At 50.8% G+C, this 17524-nt stretch carries 11 protein-coding genes; 1 reads left to right on the top strand and 10 read right to left on the bottom strand.

Annotated elements, in window-relative coordinates; genetic code table 11:
* Positions 1-327: 327 nt before the first annotated feature.
* The 4 genes from KK083_RS25090 to KK083_RS25075 all read right to left on the bottom strand — a co-directional run bounded on the left by KK083_RS25090 (position 328) and on the right by KK083_RS25075 (position 5004).
* The gene (locus KK083_RS25090) at positions 328-714 is read right to left on the bottom strand and encodes a VOC family protein (RefSeq protein ID WP_254168592.1); all 387 of its coding nucleotides are present in this window, start codon (positions 712-714) and stop codon (positions 328-330) included.
* 78 nt (positions 715-792) lie between these two features.
* Positions 793-1602 (bottom strand): helix-turn-helix domain-containing protein, encoded by an 810-nt coding sequence (locus KK083_RS25085; RefSeq protein WP_254168590.1) that lies wholly within the window; start codon positions 1600-1602, stop codon positions 793-795.
* A 308-nt stretch (positions 1603-1910) separates the two neighbouring features.
* A complete protein-coding gene (locus KK083_RS25080; RefSeq protein WP_254168588.1) occupies positions 1911-3335 on the bottom strand; it encodes a carboxylesterase family protein in 1425 nt (474 codons plus the stop codon).
* Positions 3336-3645: 310 nt separating this feature from the next.
* Entirely contained in the window at positions 3646-5004 is a 1359-nt protein-coding gene (locus tag KK083_RS25075; protein ID WP_254168586.1) for a neutral/alkaline non-lysosomal ceramidase N-terminal domain-containing protein, read from the bottom strand.
* A 305-nt stretch (positions 5005-5309) separates the two neighbouring features.
* Here KK083_RS25075 and KK083_RS25070 point away from each other — a divergent pair, with 305 nt between their 5' ends.
* Complete coding sequence (locus KK083_RS25070; protein ID WP_254168584.1) at positions 5310-8747, top strand: methylmalonyl-CoA mutase family protein; 3438 nt, start codon at positions 5310-5312, stop codon at positions 8745-8747.
* An 84-nt stretch (positions 8748-8831) separates the two neighbouring features.
* On the opposite strand, the gene KK083_RS25065 is transcribed toward KK083_RS25070, so the two are convergent.
* The 6 genes from KK083_RS25065 to KK083_RS25040 all read right to left on the bottom strand — a co-directional run bounded on the left by KK083_RS25065 (position 8832) and on the right by KK083_RS25040 (position 17484).
* The gene (locus tag KK083_RS25065; protein WP_254168582.1) at positions 8832-11927 is read right to left on the bottom strand and encodes a caspase family protein; all 3096 of its coding nucleotides are present in this window, start codon (positions 11925-11927) and stop codon (positions 8832-8834) included.
* Complete coding sequence (locus KK083_RS25060; protein WP_254168580.1) at positions 11927-12919, bottom strand: vWA domain-containing protein; 993 nt, start codon at positions 12917-12919, stop codon at positions 11927-11929. The genes KK083_RS25065 and KK083_RS25060 overlap by 1 nt, the downstream gene beginning before the upstream one ends.
* The gene (locus KK083_RS25055) at positions 12909-13613 is read right to left on the bottom strand and encodes a hypothetical protein (RefSeq protein ID WP_254168578.1); all 705 of its coding nucleotides are present in this window, start codon (positions 13611-13613) and stop codon (positions 12909-12911) included. Before KK083_RS25055 ends, KK083_RS25060 begins: the two co-directional genes overlap by 11 nt.
* Before the next feature lie 32 nt (positions 13614-13645).
* A complete protein-coding gene (locus KK083_RS25050) occupies positions 13646-14287 on the bottom strand; it encodes a hypothetical protein (RefSeq protein WP_254168576.1) in 642 nt (213 codons plus the stop codon).
* A 247-nt stretch (positions 14288-14534) separates the two neighbouring features.
* Positions 14535-16346, bottom strand: coding sequence for a translational GTPase TypA (gene typA, locus KK083_RS25045; RefSeq protein ID WP_254168574.1), 1812 nt, complete (start codon positions 16344-16346; stop codon positions 14535-14537).
* Positions 16347-16584: 238 nt separating this feature from the next.
* Positions 16585-17484: a class I SAM-dependent methyltransferase gene (locus KK083_RS25040; protein ID WP_254168572.1), complete on the bottom strand. Its 900-nt coding sequence runs from the start codon at positions 17482-17484 to the stop codon at positions 16585-16587.
* Between the last annotated feature and the right edge of the window lie 40 nt (positions 17485-17524).

Genomic DNA, 17524 nt, shown 5'->3' with positions numbered 1-17524 from the left:
ATATGGTAGCTGTATCGTAGCTGTATTGTCAGTATTATGAAGCATTAATACCGGTATTATTCCCCAAATGAGACCGGGGATTTCGCAATAGTTTGTACACCAAAAATGAAAATTTTAAAAAAGGTGTACAGTTCCAAGGTCCACCCTACGCATCTCAACCCTTTGAGGGTTTTAAACCCTCAAAGGGTGGTTCGTCGCAAATCGAAGCCCCCAGCGTTAGGGATAGCAGCGGAAAGCCCGGACCGCGGGGGTTGTGCGCGGGGGAGGACTTGCAGCGGATAGCCCGGCCGAGGCACGAGGCAACGCCCAGGCATTTGTGTTGTGTCACTATGCTTTGTTGATCGACGTGATCCACCACACATTTCCAAACGGATCGGTTACACCACAGGTGCGTCCGTAGCTCTGGTTGCTCAGCTCCATGGTGGTGATGGCGCCGGAAGCGATCGCTTTTTTATAGGTGTCGTCGGCACTCTCAACATATACAAACAGGTTAGCGGTCTGCTCGGGCCATTGCGCTGAGGCATCGGAGAACATGATGGTGCTTCCGCCGATAGTCACTTCCGAGTGCATTACAGTTGCGCCATCTTCACGCAGCCTGTGCATGTTGGTGGTGAGCTCGGCATTGAACACGGTTTTTACAAAGTCGATAAATTTCAATGCACCGTTGAGCATGAGATACGGCATTACTACTTGATGTGCTTTTGGCAGTTTCATCTTTCTTTGGAGTTAAATGTTAACGATGCACAAAAGTGTAATGCGACGAAATCAGAAAATTGGAAAAACCCGACATCTTTAACTGTCGCGCCATTCGGTGCCTTCGGTCTTTCCTGAAAAATAGGCTTTAGGGTTGAGACCAGAGAATTCTTTAAAATCCTGTATGAAATGTGACTGATCGTAATACCCGCATGCGTAGGCAATCTCGGTCAGCGATTTACCTTTGTTATTGTATTCACCCAGCGCCGTTTGAAAACGAATGATTCTCGAGAACAACTTCGGACTGAAGCCTGAGAACTGCTTGAAGTTTCTTTCGAACTGTCTTGTAGATTGAAAGTTCTGGTTTGCAAGATCTTCAACCCGCGTGGTTCCGTTGGTCTGAATGATGTATTTGATCGCTTCAAAAACTCCGGGCGGTTGTTTCTTTACCCTGAACAATCTCCGCGTCAGGAACTCAGTTATAATTTTTATGCGCAGCTTGTTGTCGATGGCCAGCATCATTTTTTCTTCGAGCTCGTTTGCGCCAGTTCCCAGTAATGTCTTCAGGTCGATCATCTGGTTTTTTGCTTCCACCCCCGGGACAGAAAAAAGTTGTGAAACAGCAAACGGGTACAAGTAGACGCCAAAGATGCCGAAGTTTTGTTTGATGAGGAACCGCCTGAATTGCTGCGACTGTCCGGCAAGTCCTGATGAAAAAGATCTTTCAGTAGAGCGTTCATCTACCAGCTCGTCAAAAATTCCTGTGTAGTGAAAAATGAGCTCGGCACAACCGTCGGCCATAGAACGGTGGATGTAGGGCTGCGCAAAAGACGCTTCACCTTCAAGCACCCAGAAAAATCGCACATAGGCTGCGAGGTGTTCGGGTGGTTTGATGGTGAAGTATTTCATGGCATTGCTATGGGTCAATAAATATAAGAAAAACACACGCGCAGGTAGAAGCTTTGTGTGAGGGAACTAAGTTCCCCGGCGAGGTTATGCTACGAATTAGTTTTTTTTAAGCGCCCGGAAGAAACTTCCGCGCTAGTTGCGGAGTCAATAAATATAAGAAAAATGCATGCTTTACATGTAGAAGCGGCGTGTGGGGAAACTAAGTTCCCGGAGAGGTCATGCTGCCGAGTAGTTTTTAAAAGCGCCGGAAGAAACTCCCGCGCTAGGGAACTTCCGCGCTAGTTGAGGCGCCGTATTTGATGGCTCTGTTACTTACGCTTCTGCTCAAAAAGCCAGTCCAGTACACCTGGTGTTTGGATGACGCTTTCCCATATGTTATGACCTTCGCCTGGAAATTCCGTGTATTTTGGATTGCCGCCGGCATCCCTCATTGCATTGATCATATCACGTGAAAACCCTACCGGCACATTTTGATCCTGGTCACCGTGAAATGCCCACACCGGCACGTTAACAACATTTTTGGCAAGTGAAGGATCAGCACCACCGCAGATAGGTATGGCCGCGGCAAACATCTCAGGGTGCTTTGCGATAAAATGCCATGATCCGAAACCACCACCGGAAATGCCCGCAACATAACGCCGTTTTTCATCGATGGAAAATTCTTTCTCCAGCGTTGCCATGGCTTCAATTACCAACGGCATTATTTCCGGAAGCTGGGTTATACCACCCCACGAGGAGCCTACCGGGCATTGCGGAACAAATATAAATGCGGGATACTTTGCTCTGTATGCGTCGTCTGACAATACCTGCGCATAGCCGCCGCCTTCGACCTGGATGACATTATCTGTTCCATGTGCTCCACCGTGATGCAGGCACACCATGAGCGGATATTTTTGCAGGGGATCATAATTCAATGGCTTCATCAGCCGGTAAGGTAATGTATCGCCCTGGGCATTTACATAGACCCTGGCTTCAAACCGTAGCGCTAACCGCTCGGCTTCGGGAGAGGCAGGCCTGTTCTGCGCCAGCCTGGCCTTGCGCTTATCGGTTGCCAGATTGAAGCTAAGAAAAAGGGTTGCTGCAAAAACCACCATCATGGTGAAGACCGTTACCGTGTTGGAAAGCAGGTACGGGGTAACCTCGCTTTTTTCCGTTTCCATGGCATTGAGTTCGTCCCGGAAATTCTTGATGTATAGCACCAGGCCCAAACTACCCACCACCGCTACCCATTGTTGCACTTCTCCCAACGTATGCCTAAGCTGAAACGATTGCGAGCTCATAATGGCCCAAAAAAATGAAAGTTGGGTCACTGCGAGAATAAGCCCGAACATACCGGCTGCTTTTAACCAGATTCTTTCCCTGGCCTTTGAAAATACAAGAACTATCGCATGGGCCATGGCCGCGAGCAGCATCAACTGGTAGGCTGCAGTATAATGGGCGGCCAGCGCATTGCCAGTGACTACATGATATGCAACGATAAAATAAAAAATGGATATGATGGCTACAGCCACCACCGTTGAAAAAGCAGCTTTGTATTTTTTGTGCTGGTAATAGCGCGCAAGAATGACCGAGCCAGCAAAATTCATAATGACCGCTAGAAAGAACCACGGCACAAATGCCTTGAGGTATAACATTTTCAGGCCTTGCCGCGATTGAATGATGGCCTGAAAAAAAGTGATGGCAATGTAGAGCGCGGTAACGAAGATGCTTAAGCGATAGAAGTTCCGGTTCATGGGGCCTTTTTTTTTGAGTGGGGTCAAGATGATCTCAGACGAGATGAAGGTAGTGAATTTACGTGAAAACGGTCGGGGAACTAAGTTCCCGGAGAGGTCATACTACGAAATAGATTTTTAAAAAGCGCCGGAAGAAACTTCCGCACTAGTTGGGGCGAGGAGCTACGATTATGTACTGGATCATAAACCAAGCGCAGCCCTGGAAGGGCGGAATACATTAGCGTGGGGTGTGAGCCCCTCGCGTCCCGCACGTGATTCCCTTGCAGCGGATAGCCCGGCCGAGGCACGAGGCAACGCCATCATTCCATTCTTATTTATCGACAATCTCCACCAATTGCTCCATACACTCTTCCATATACTCTCCCGTACCCGGAGCGTACCAGTTCATCAGCTGCGTTTCGAAATATTTACGGTCATAGTATTTGCCGGGCGTGACATAACCAATATAACCTCCGTTGAAACTTGTCACCATGATCTGTAAACCTCTTTTGGAGGCGATGGGGTCCAGCGCAAAGTTGAACTCACCGGAAAAATCGCAGGGTGTGCCCAGCATCATGATGTCGCCGATGCGAAGGGCGGTGAGCGACACAGGATATTCTCCGAGGGCAGCGCGGAATAACCACGGGCGGATCTTCCAATCGGGTGTGATCTTCACTTGCGGATCGCTCAACAGCAAGGGTACACGCAGCATGAAAAGGGTTGAATCGTGTACCGCTTTCAGCTGATGGCGCTGCGACAGAAATGCCTGCGACAGCTCACCGGCCATCCAGTCCATACAATTCCATCCGTACTCGGGTGGTGTACACTTGTGACTTCCCACCGCGCCGGCCATGAACATAGCGAAGTCGTAACCCTGCGCTTCGAGGGTATCTACCAGCGGGCCGGGGTAATCGCGGGAGAGCGCGAGGTCTTTCGAGTACAGGCATGTGGCGTGTGCTGTGTAGCTCATGAGCAGAAGTTTGCTGCTATCGTTGCGGCGTACTTCCATCACCCGGAGCAATGAATCTTCTGGACCGCCCTTCAGCAGGCGATTGCTCACCGCCTGGGCTACGGGTATTGCCCCTGTGCGTAACGATGCCGCCACTATATTTTCTGATGCCTTCTCAACACAGGCCACGATCTTATCGGTGATAAAATTGACAATCTCATCCTGGTAAGGTCCATAGATAAAACGCGCTGCTCCCTTGCCCCAGCTGCCGATGCTGTTGTGCGTATGCGTGGCACCGAGGTAAACCTGATCGGGACTGAAACCTACCACGGCGAGTCTGTTCTTCAATTGTTCATTTACCGCGGGCGGGATCAGCAGCAGGTCAGCGCTGACAACGGCTACGCGCTGTGCGCCATTGCCGATGACCATGGCGCGTACATAAATGGAATCATGCACTTCGGTGAACGGCTTGCCCCTCCGGTTTCCGTAACCCGCCAGCGGCACCGGCGACGAAGGGGTCAGGTTCACTTTGGCATAACCTACTGAAAAACCTTCAGTGGCTTTTGGTATCACCACATTACGAAGTGAATCAAGGTCCTGCTTCATTACACGATAATATTCCTCTTCCTGGGCCGGAGTGCGGTCAACAGGCGCGAGCGAGAAAGCGAGGAAGATGACAAGCGTTGCAATCAATGCCACGAGGGTGATGAGAATAAAGCGGGCGAGTTTTTTAAGGAACATGGGGAGCAAGATAAGAACCCTCCTTCGCTAAAGCTACGGCGGGCGAAGGGAGAAGTGTAAAGGTACGGGGTACGAAGTACGAGGTACGTCGGGAGGGTTGTCGGGATACGAAGTACGATTAGTTGCACCACGCTGCACGGCAGTGGACTGTGGACCGTGGACTGTGGACTTGCGCGCAGGAGTGGGAAGGGAATGGTAATGGGAGCGATGGACACATTCATCCTAATAAGTGTTAGCTTAATCGGTTTCGGATGAGTAATTTTGGGCTTTCGTCCATAAAATGGATGGGTTTTTAAGATCAAAATATGAGTACACAGACCGTTAGCGCAGAAAAGAAGGAAAAACAGCCTGACCTGAGTGGGCATAAGGCTCCGGCACCCTATAAGCCGAAAAACAAGGTGCGGATCGTGACGGCCGCCAGCCTTTTTGATGGGCACGATGCAGCGATCAACATCATGCGAAGGATCATCCAGGCTACCGGCTGCGAGGTGATACACCTGGGGCATGACCGCAGCGTGGAAGAGGTGGTGAACACGGCCATCCAGGAAGATGCGCAAGCCATTGCCATGACCAGCTACCAGGGCGGGCATAACGAGTACTTTAAATATATGTATGACCTGCTGCAGGAGAAAGGCGCAGGCCACATCAAGATCTTTGGCGGCGGTGGCGGTGTGATATTGCCTGAAGAGATCAGAGAGCTGATGGACTACGGCATCACCCGCATTTACTCGCCTGACGATGGCAGGGCCTTGGGTCTGCAGGGTATGATCAACGACCTGGTAGAAAAAAGTGATGTGCCTACCGGCGAAGAAGTGATTGCTGACATCAATGCGCTGACCACTGACAATCCCCTGGCCATTGCACAGCTGATCTCCGCAGCAGAGAACTATTACGACAAACATCAAAAGATCTTCGAAGCTGTAAAGAAAAAAGCGGAAGCCTCTCAAACACCTGTGCTGGGTATTACAGGTACAGGTGGCGCAGGAAAATCTTCTATTGTGGATGAGATGGTGAGACGTTTTCTCATTGACTTCAAAGACAAAAAGATCGGCATCATCTCCGTTGATCCTTCCAAACGCAAAACGGGTGGCGCATTGCTGGGTGACCGCATCCGGATGAATGCCATTAACAATCCCAGGGTGTACATGCGTTCACTGGCCACCAGACAAAGCAACCTGGCGCTGTCGGCCTATGTGAAAGAAGCGGTGATGATCCTGAAGGCTGCAGGCTTCGACCTCATCATACTGGAAACCTCGGGCATCGGACAGAGCGACACCGAGATCCTGGACCACAGCAACGTATCGCTGTATGTGATGACCCCGGAATATGGCGCCGCCACGCAACTGGAAAAGATCGACATGCTCGACTTTGCCGACGTGATAGCGCTGAACAAGTTCGACAAGCGAGGCGCCCTCGATGCCCTGCGTGATGTAAAAAAACAATTTCAGCGCAACCACCAGCTCTGGACCAGCAAGGTTGAAGATATGCCGGTATTTGGAACCATTGCCTCGCAGTTCAACGACCCCGGCACCAACCAGCTCTACAAGCAGGTGATCGACAAAGTTGCAGAGAAGACTGGCGCCAACCTGCGCTCGACCTTCGAGATCACGCGCGAGATGTCGGAGAAAATTTTTGTGATCCCTCCACACCGCACCCGCTACCTGAGCGAGATCTCGGAGAACAACAGAAAATATGACACCTGGACAACCGAGCAGAAAGAGATAGCGCAGCAGCTTTATGCCCTAGAAAAATCGATCGCTTCATTGAAAGCCTCTTCGATTGAAGACAAGGACCGGCTTATCAAAGGCCTGCAAGAACAATACGAAAAAGTGAAGCTCAACCTCGACCCGAAAAACTGGAAGCTGATAGAAGAATGGGTGTTGACAGTAAAGAAATACAAGGAACCATTATTCAAATTCAAGGTACGCGATAAGGAGATCGGCATCAAAACACATACGGAGTCACTCTCGCACCTCCAGATACCCAAAGTAGCGCTTCCGAAATACGAAGCGTGGGGTGACCTGCTGCAGTGGAGTCTGCAAGAGAATGTGCCCGGCGAGTTCCCATACACGGCAGGAATCTATCCCTTTAAACGTGAAGGCGAAGACCCTACCCGTATGTTTGCGGGTGAAGGTGGTCCTGAAAGAACCAACAGGCGTTTCCATTATGTGAGCCTGGCCATGCCGGCCAAACGATTGTCTACCGCTTTCGATTCGGTAACGTTATACGGCAACGATCCTGATTATCGCCCGGATATCTATGGCAAGATCGGCAACTCGGGTGTGAGCATCTGCTGCCTCGACGATGCCAAGAAGTTGTACAGCGGCTTCAACCTGGCCGACCCGAAAACTTCTGTATCCATGACCATCAACGGCCCTGCGCCCATGCTGCTGGGATACTTCATGAACGCGGCCATCGATCAGCAATGCGAGCTCTACATCAAGAAGAACGGCCTCGAAGCGGAAGTAAAGAAAAAGATCGCCGAGATCTACAAAGACCATGAAGGCGAGCATCCCTCCTACCAGGGCAATTTGCCAAAAGGTAACGATGGCCTTGGCCTGATGCTTCTGGGTGTTACCGGCGACCAGGTGCTGCCGAAGGATGTTTATGAAAAGATCAAAACTGAAACACTATCACAAGTACGCGGCACCGTGCAGGCCGACATTCTCAAAGAAGACCAGGCTCAGAACACCTGCATCTTCTCCACGGAATTCGCGCTGCGCCTGATGGGTGATGTGCAGCAGTACTTTATCGACAAGGACATTAGAAATTTCTATTCTGTATCCATCTCGGGTTATCACATTGCCGAAGCGGGCGCCAACCCCATCACGCAGCTGGCCTTCACACTGGCCAACGGCTTCACTTACGTGGAATATTACCTGAGCCGCGGCATGGACATTAACGACTTTGCGCCGAACCTTTCATTCTTCTTCAGCAACGGAATAGACCCTGAGTATGCTGTGATAGGACGAGTGGCGAGAAGATTGTGGGCCAAGGCCATGAAGAATAAATACGGCGCCAATGCCCGCAGCCAGATGCTGAAATACCACATCCAGACTTCGGGCCGCTCACTGCACGCGCAGGAGATAGACTTCAACGACATCCGCACCACACTGCAGGCGTTGTATGCTATTTATGACAACTGCAACTCGCTTCACACTAACGCTTACGATGAGGCCATCACAACGCCTACAGAGGAATCGGTGCGGCGGGCCATGGCCATTCAGCTGATCATCAACAAAGAGCTTGGGCTGGCGAAGAATGAAAACCCCACGCAGGGATCGTTCATCATCGAAGAGCTTACAGACCTCGTAGAAGAAGCAGTGCTTGCCGAGTTTGACCGCATCACCGAACGTGGCGGCGTGCTCGGTGCCATGGAAACGATGTATCAGCGTGGCAAAATCCAGGAAGAAAGCCTCTACTACGAAACACTAAAACACACAGGTGAATACCCGATCATTGGTGTAAATACTTTCCTGAGCTCGAAGGGATCGCCCACGATCATACCACAAGAAGTGATCCGCGCCACCACAGAAGAAAAGGAATACCAGATCAAGATGCTGCGTCACCTTCAAACCTTCCAGCGCGACAAGGCCGGAGCAATGCTCGAACGCATCCAGCAGGCCGCCGTCCAGAACAAGAACATCTTCGCCGAGCTGATGGAAGCCACTAAAGTTTGCTCCCTGGGGCAGATCACCAAGGCGTTGTTTGAAGTGGGGGGACAGTACAGGAGGAATATGTAAAATGCATGTCCCGCAGATCACGCTGATTAGCGCAGATAATACAGAATTTAATCTGCGTTCATCTGCGAAATCTGCGGGACATTTTCACCACACCCTGAAATCGAACTCCAGGTTCTCTCTTCGTGAGGTAGGTTTCTGGGCACCGTTGGTGAGCTTCTGTACTTCTTCGCTGATGAAATCTTTCAGCTCGCTGACGGTGATCTCGCCGTTTCTGTTCTGGTCGGCGCTGCGGCTTTTCACGCCGTTGATCAACGCATAGGTAAACACGCCGTTGCGCCACTCGTCAGACTCCAGGGCGAAGCTGTTGCCGGCTGCCGCGGAGATCACCACCGCACCTGAACCTTTGCTGAGATTGGAGAACAGCTCCTGCATAAGCTCGAACGAAGTGGTGATGCCTATTTCATAGTGCTCCTGCTGAATGTCTGCGGGGTAAGTGTATTCGGTAATGGTGCCTTTCTGGTTTTTACTCAGCACCGTTGACGACTGCGATACGGTAATGCGCGACTTATCCACTTCGCCCGAATGGCAGGCATCCATCAGCAATAGTTTTTTTCGTGCAGGAATGCCGTCGAGCAAACCTTCAAGCTCTTCGTAACGCAGTCCACCGGAAGCGGGGTTCTTGAAATCCACATTGTGCGTGGCGAAATAAAAGTCGAGGTTATCGTCCAGCAGGCCGTGACCGGAGACGAAAAAGATCACCTGGTCGTCTACACCCGTTTGCATGAATTTTTCACGAAGCTTCAGGATGTTGTCGCGGGTAGCACGGGCATCGAATAACGTATCGACGGTGATCTTGTCGAACCACCCCGAGCGCCTGAACATGTTCACCAGGTCCTGGCCGTCTTTGCGGGCGTATTTCAAATTCATGGTAGCGTTGGCGTAATTTGATACAGAAACAACCGCCACGTGCAAACGGGGACGTGTAACTTTTGCTGGTCTGTGATCAATTTCAAAAGTTTGCAGCAGCGACTCTACACCCTTCTCATTCAGGCACGAGACCTGGATCTTGTTCTTGCCTGCCGACAGCGCAACACTCACGGATTGCGTGATCTGCTTCATGCCTTTCCCTCTCAGGTCAATGCCCTGGATGCCATAAAGGGGAATGTTGTTAACAAACACATTGATCCTGTCAAGGTCATATTTCGAATCGGACGCAACCACATCAAAAGCCACCTGCGCCTCCGCAGTATGCAACGGCAGCTTGTCTGTGTTGGCCCTGGTCTCCGGCAAATGGATCTCTTCACCTAACATCTGCTCTGTGAAGTTCATTTTCTGAAGTCGTTTCTGATAAGCGCGATGAAATGAACGCACCACTTCCTTAGGCACAAATCCCAGCCGCGCCAGCACAATATCAGGGCGGTTGAATCGCAGGTCGTACTGTTCCGGCGAGATAAACTGTTTTCCATACTTGAACCCGATGCCACGCAGCGAGTTTCGGGTACCATAGTAATAATTATCCGGTGTGATGATGAGGTGATCGTCGCTGCCGATGGAAATGATGGTGGCAAGCAGCTCTCCACTGTCGGCATTCCAGAGTTTTACGGTGGCGTCCCAGCTGGAGGTGGCGATCATTCTTTTTGCAGCATTGAATGCGATGCCCGTGATCTTGTCCGTATGCGCTTCTTTGTTAACAGGCCGCGCGTTGTGCCAGCCGGAAATGTCTGTGAACACGAGTTTGTTGAACACGGCATAGATCAGCCTGCCTGTGTTCCTTTCGAAACTTACAGACGCGATGGCCGCGGGTGCGTGAATGGAATCGAGCATCTGTTCTTTGCGCAGGTCATACAGCACAAGGGCATTGCCACGCTGAAGCAGCACCGTATCACCTTTGCCTGGAAGTATTTTTTCAATACCTGCCAATACCGTTGGTTTCTTTCTGAAATAGAATTGATGCAAAGCTGCATCGTAATGCCACTGTAACAGGCCATCCGCGCCGGCACTGAGAAACTGAAGGTCATTCAAAAAGCAGATGTCGTTGACGGCGCCCTGATGCGCTAAAAGTTTATATGACTCACCATTTATTAAATTTCTCACCTGCAATGCCTGGGGTTGCTCCCGTACCTCCGATTCGCGCCAGCCACCACCGCAGGCAGTCCAGGTGCCGCCAGGGCTTACGGCAACAGTATTGATCCATGCATACGGCTCGCGGTAAGCTTTCAATTTTTTCAACACGAGATCGCCGGTACTCACATAATGCTTATATACCTCTTTGTGAATGATTTTTCCACTGCGCACGTCAAAAGACACAAGCCTGTTGTCATAACCACCGCTGAAGATGACACTATCGTTCGCAGCAAAGGCAAGGGCGGACACCTTCTGCTCATGCCACGGTGCAACCGATACCCTTACACGACTCGACTCGAGGTCAATGAGCCTACCACGCCCCAGCTCATCGCCCACTGCCAGCTGCGTACCGGCATGGTTGAAAGCCAACGCTTCGAAGCGGAACGAGCGACCAAACAATCTCCGCACCTGCTGAAAGCCCTGCGTGTTCCAGATAATGATCGAGCGGTCTGCGCCGGCCGTAGCAAACATTTTTCCGTCAGGCGCAAAACAAACACTGTTCACGGCAGCGTAATGGCCATCGAGCACCGTCACGCTCCTGCCTTTGTCGAGATCATAGACATAAGCTTTGCCGTCTTCATTCGCAGCCACGATGGTGCGATGTTCTTCTGACACAGCCACGGCCCTGAAGTTTTTGGAAATATCTACGGGCACTTTTGAAAACGTGATCCTGCCGGTGCGCCGGTCTTTTTTGCGCAGGTAGAAACGGTCAACAAAGACCTGGAACAATGAGTCACGAGTGTAATAGTTCAACGGGTCTTTGGTAACAACACGCGACGGCTCCGTAGATGACCGAAGACCGGAGCTTACAATATCCCAGGAGTGCACACTGCCATCGGCGTATTTCACCAGCAGGAAATCATCTTCACTACTGAATTGAAGCGCTTTCACCGGTGTTGTTGAAGCGCTGATGAAGCTGGCCATTTCTTTGCCGGTGGGGATATGCCACAGCTTGATCAGGTTATCGGCACCTGCGCTGGCCAACAGTCTTCCGTCATGATTGAACGAGCATGCAATGATGTCGCCGGAATGTCCCTTCTGTGCAGCAACTTCGATCTGCTGCGCATACGAGCGCAGGCATAGCAGCATGAGTACAAAAAATAACGGGGTTCTCATCACGGTATCTTTAGATAAACATAGGCCGGATTATACTCGTAAGCGAACTGTGGGTCAGTGATGTAGATTGCCTGCATCCACTCCAGGCCCGACGCGATCGTGCCGGCGGGTGGCTCTACTTTCACCCGGATGCGATAGGCCTCCATGTTGCTATTCAATAACCGGTGGAGCTGATTGAACACACATACCATTTCCTTTTCATCGCGGCAAGCGGCAAAGAAACCACCTGTCTCCTGGGCGATGGCGGCCAACGATGAAAGCGACACCTCACTTCCCAGGCCGATCATGTGCATGCGTACGCCGTTTGCCTTTGCTTTTTGTACAACATCCGGCCACGGAACACTGCTTGCGTTATCAGGGGCATGCACGAGCGAGACCAGCTCCTTGCGATGATTCCCGGCATCGAACTTATCAATGCTTTTATACAACGCATCATAAAGCGAGCTGCTGCCTCCCGTACGTTTGGCAAGATCGAACAGATACCGGGTAGGCTGCTCATGATCGGAGCTGAAGTGCTCACTGTAGAATTCAACACCATCGCCTGTCAGCGATCCGTTCTTTGAAAATGCACCCAATAAAAAGTCCTCGGGTGGCGAATGATCGTGAAAGAACTTGTTGATGGCCTGCGACCTTGCGTTGTAAGGATCTGTTGTCTTGTAAGATCCACTGGCATCCAGGAGCAACAATGAAGACGAAGCACCGGTGTTGCCGGAAGACACGCGCTGAAAATCAAGCACTGTGGTTTTGAAACTTCCGCCAAACACAAAATCCTCTTTTTCCAGGAATGTATTGTCCCATCCGTCGTAGATCTCCAGCAACAACACATCAGTCTCATACACCAGCTCGGTGCTGGTATAACTTACCAGCCGGTTCTTCAGCACCACTGCCGTGGGATCGCGCACCGGCAGGTAACGCATGTCGCTGTCAAAGATCACTTCACACGCGCTGGCAAACATCAACAGCAGCAAGGCGATGAGCGCTTTAGTCTTCATAGTAGATCTTTTTCCTTTTCAGATCCAATGGCAGATAATACGTGACGGCAGCACCCACCGTATTGAAGGTGACAGCATACACATCGCCTGGCGACCCAATGCGATGCTGGTAACGCAGGTCGATCTTGCCCAGGCTTGCGAAGTGGAGGCCGAAGCCGAGCAACGTATTGAAATAGGGTTCGGTGTCGTACAAGATATTCCGCATATCACCCGAGTGGAAATAATCGTACTGCGGATTATCCGCGAGCCGTGAGCGGAGCTGGTAGCTGATGAAGTAGGGAATGACAGCAACACCGCCCGCGAAGAAAGAGTATCGCACAAAGGTGGATGACTTGAACTGAAATCCGAGGTAGAACGGCACATCGACCTGGAAAAGCAATGGCTGAAAGTTGATCCGCTCATTCCTGTCCGGCTCCACTGGATATTCTACAACATAATTGTAAGTATTGAGATTGTAAGAAGGTTCGATGGTTGCATAGAAGCGTTTGTAGTCCAGCTGCAGCACAGTACCAATCACGATGGACTGCCCCGCTGAAAAAAACTTCCAGCGATTGTCTTTCACATAGTACTGACTGTAGGAATAGGCTCCTTTGATGATGTCACTGTCAACCTTCACCTGTTTGAGCACGTGGTACTGGAACGTGATGCCCACATTGAGCTTCTGCGCGTTTGCATGTGAGGACAGTAACAGCAAGCAAAAACCTAAAAAAGATCGCTGAGCATACGTCATTGGTTCTTTCGGGTTGAATGGTTGTAAACAGGGACGATCACCATCACGGCACCGGAGTTCGCATAGTGTGTTTCAATGTTGTCAGGATGATGCAGGCTGAAGCCGGTGACGCCACACAAGAAGACGGTCACGCTTTTCACTTCGAATCCGAAGCAGACGCGCAATGATGAGCCCGTAACCGTTTCACCGATGTCGAGCACCTTGTCTACCCTTGCGGCGATGGGCATAAAGGTTTTGATGCGCAGCCACAGACTCGCGTAAAGCTTATCGTATTGCTGGGGATAATACTCGTAGCCGAATGCCGTGTACAGTCCTTTTATTTTCAGGCCCTGCAAGAGATTGTCGGGTGATTTTGATTCCCACAGGTTGATCCTTGCGCCTCCGCCAAGGGCATAGGTGCTTTTGCCGCCAAAACCCATCGGGTCGACGGTGAGCACTGGTGACACAAATATGGAATATACCAGTCCATGCCCGGGTTTGAAGTGACCCGGCTTATATAAGGTGTAAGTCTGGCCGTCGTGCGTTTTTTGCTGTGCCGATAAAGATGTGATGCAAATCGAAAAAAAGAAAATAAGGTAGCAGATGGGAGATCGCTGAACGCCGAAGTAAGCCAACCTTTGACGGCACTTTTTCTCCATGTGGGGGGATGGTTAAAAAGACTGCTTATGTAAGTTAAGAAAAAATTCTGAGAATAAGTCCATAGTCGATGGTCCATAGTCCATGGCAGAGCACCACATGAATCAGTGAGGAGTACTAAGTCAAAGTGGGTAGCGTACTCGATTAAACACTATCCGGGCCATGGACTATCGACTATGGACCATGGACTCTTCAAAAACAAAAAAGCCGGTGTTACCCGGCTCTTTGTATACTCATGTTATAGAGATATCAGTTGTTCTTTGAAAACCGCTTCCTGTCGTTCTCGTTGAGGTAGATCTTGCGGAGGCGGATCGACTTGGGGGTCACTTCCACGTATTCGTCAGACTGGATGTATTCCAGCGCTTCTTCGAGCGAAAACTTGATCGGAGGAGCGATGCGCATCTTTTCGTCAGCTCCGGTAGCGCGCATGTTGGTGAGCTTCTTCGTTTTGGTAACGTTGATCACCAGGTCGCCGCTGCGGCTGTGCTCGCCGATCACCTGACCTTCGTATACAGGCTCACCTGGATCGATGAAGAACTTACCACGATCCTGCAGGTTGTGCAAGCTGTAGGCAATGGCTTCGCCCTGTTCCATCACAATGAGCGAACCGTTGATACGTCCGGGTATCTCACCTTTGTAAGGCTGATATTCCTTGAAGCGGTGTGTTACGATCGCTTCACCGGCAGTTACATTCAGCAGGTAGTTTCTCAAACCAATGATACCGCGTGAAGGGATGTGGAACTTCAGGATCATACGATCTCCTTTGGGTTCCATGTTCAGCATCTCACCTTTGCGCTGTGAAACGGTTTCGATGGCCTTTCCGGCGTCGGTCTCCGGAAGGTCGATGGTGAGCTCTTCGATAGGCTCTGATTTCACGCCGTCAATTTCCTTAAAGATCACCTGAGGCTGACCGATCTGAAGCTCGTATCCTTCCCGGCGCATGGTCTCGATCAATACTGACAAGTGCAGTACACCACGGCCAAACACCATAAACGAATCGGCAGAACCGGTATCGCCTACGCGCAACGCCAGGTTCTTCTCGAGCTCTTTGTCGAGCCTTTCCTTGATGTGGCGTGACGTAACGAACTTACCTTCTTTACCATAGAAAGGCGAGTTGTTGATGGTGAACATCATGCTCATAGTAGGCTCATCGATGGCGATGGACTTCATCGCTTCGGGCTTCTCAGGATCGGTAACGGTATCACCGATCTCGAAACCTTCGAGTCCTACCAGCGCGCAGATCTCGCCAGCTTTTACTTCTTCAAGTTTTTGTTTTTCAAATCCCTCGAATACATAGAGGTCTTTGAGCTTTGCTTTCACCACTGCTTTGGAATCGCGTTTCACCAGCGCCAGGTTCTGTCCGGCTTTGATGGAGCCCCTGTGCACACGGCCGATGGCTACCCGTCCGATATAAGAAGAGTATTCCAGCGATGTGATCAGCATCTGCGTTGCACCTTCGGCGATCTTGGGTGCGGGGATATGCTGAATGATACCATCCAGCAGCGGTGTAATGTCTGTTGTAGGATTTTTCCAGTCGGTGCTCATCCATCCTTGTTTGGCTGAGCCATAGAATGCCGGGAAGTCGAGCTGGTCTTCCGTAGCATCGAGCTGAAACATCAGGTCGAATACCTGCTCGTGCACTTCGTCAGGTGTACAGTTCTTCTTGTCAACCTTATTGATCACCACAATAGGCTTCAGGCCCAATTGCAGCGCTTTCTGCAGCACGAAGCGGGTTTGCGGCATGGGACCTTCAAAGGCATCCACCAGCAGCAGACAACCGTCGGCCATGTTCAACACACGCTCAACTTCACCACCAAAGTCGCTGTGACCAGGGGTATCTATAACGTTGATCTTATAATCTTTATACCGAACGGAAACGTTCTTTGCCAGGATGGTAATACCCCTTTCGCGTTCCAGGTCGTTGCTATCCATGATCAGCTCACCGGGGTTCTCATGGTCTTTAAAAAGTTTACCGGCCATAAGCAGTTTGTCAACCAGGGTGGTTTTACCGTGGTCAACGTGAGCGATAATAGCGATGTTCCTGATCTTGTTATTGTCCATAAATCCTCAAAATCCTCGTAATTTCAATAATCGAGGCGCAAAGATACGGTTAATTTGGCGATTTGCAGCCAGCCCTTTCGAAAATTGCCACAATCGATCAGAATCTGATACCCGCTCTCCCGCATTTCAAACGTTGTAGCAAAAGCACGGCAACATAAAATAACATTATGTTCATCCAGGCCGGCAGGTTGTTCGGTCCAGGAATGATAGTAAGCCTGTTTATTGGGCGATCTCTTCCTCAGGCAGAAAACCGGAGAAATGTTCCCATGGGCAGGTCGCGGTTGTTTTTAGACTTCAGATAGAACTCGCCGAACTCGGCATTCTTCAGATCGAAATACGTTTTCGCCACATTCATGCCCACCACTGCCGAAAGGCCTATGGCATACATGCTCAGGATAAAAAAGCAGTTCTTCTTCTCCAGCAGCTGGCTGCTCATATATATGAGCTCGTCGAGCTGCTCCTGTAAGGTCCACTTCTCTCCTTCCGGGCCTCTTCCATAGGGTGGCGGGTCCATGATAATGCCGTTGTATTTGTTGCCCCGTTTCACTTCACGTTTTACAAACTTGAAAGCGTCTTCGTACACCCACCGGATATTGTCGAGGTTGTTGAGCTGCATGTTCTGGTTGGCCCAGTTGAGCCCGGGCCGTGAGGCGTCACAGTGAACCACCTCAGCGCCTGCTGCCCGCGCCACCACCGATGCTGCGCCGGTGTAGGCAAAGAGGTTGAGCACCCTGGGTTGTGGTTGTGCGCCACGCCAGCCCGTGATGGTATCATAGATGAAGTTCCAATTGTTGCCCTGCTCAGGGAAGATGCCCACGTGTCCGAAGCCGGTAAGCGCCAGCCGCAGGGTAAGGCTAAGGTTGTTGTACTGGTATTGCACCTGCCACGTTTCAGGCATGCTGCGGTCTTTTGACCAGCCGCCTTTTACATCGTCAGTGAACCTGAATTTGTCTGTCTGCTCGCGCACAAACTTGGCGTGCGCCATTTGTTTCCACTGGTCGTCGTCCAGCACTCTTCTCCAGATGGCCTGTGGCTCGGGGCGCACGAGAATAAATTTTCCGAATCGCTCGAGCTTCTCAAAATCGCCTGAGTCAATGAGCTCATAGTCTTTCCAGGACGAAGGATATACAAGTTTCATGAATGGTCTGTTGGTCAATTCGCCTGTCGGTCTGTTACCG

Origin of the sequence: Chryseosolibacter histidinae, from assembly GCF_018598225.1 — a bacterium.
GTDB lineage: Bacteria > Bacteroidota > Bacteroidia > Cytophagales > Cyclobacteriaceae > Chryseosolibacter > Chryseosolibacter histidini.
Note: the sequence above shows the minus strand (reverse complement) of the source record. Positions and strands in the feature narration are given on the sequence as shown.

Coding starts and splice junctions, on each gene's coding strand:
- KK083_RS25090 (WP_254168592.1), bottom strand. CDS start 714: ATGAAACTGCCAAAAGCACATCAAGTAGTAATGCCGTATCTCATGCTC.
- KK083_RS25085 (WP_254168590.1), bottom strand. CDS start 1,602: ATGAAATACTTCACCATCAAACCACCCGAACACCTCGCAGCCTATGTG.
- KK083_RS25080 (WP_254168588.1), bottom strand. CDS start 3,335: ATGAACCGGAACTTCTATCGCTTAAGCATCTTCGTTACCGCGCTCTAC.
- KK083_RS25075 (WP_254168586.1), bottom strand. CDS start 5,004: ATGTTCCTTAAAAAACTCGCCCGCTTTATTCTCATCACCCTCGTGGCA.
- KK083_RS25070 (WP_254168584.1), top strand. CDS start 5,310: ATGAGTACACAGACCGTTAGCGCAGAAAAGAAGGAAAAACAGCCTGAC.
- KK083_RS25065 (WP_254168582.1), bottom strand. CDS start 11,927: ATGAGAACCCCGTTATTTTTTGTACTCATGCTGCTATGCCTGCGCTCG.
- KK083_RS25060 (WP_254168580.1), bottom strand. CDS start 12,919: ATGAAGACTAAAGCGCTCATCGCCTTGCTGCTGTTGATGTTTGCCAGC.
- KK083_RS25050 (WP_254168576.1), bottom strand. CDS start 14,287: ATGGAGAAAAAGTGCCGTCAAAGGTTGGCTTACTTCGGCGTTCAGCGA.
- typA (WP_254168574.1), bottom strand. CDS start 16,346: ATGGACAATAACAAGATCAGGAACATCGCTATTATCGCTCACGTTGAC.
- KK083_RS25040 (WP_254168572.1), bottom strand. CDS start 17,484: ATGAAACTTGTATATCCTTCGTCCTGGAAAGACTATGAGCTCATTGAC.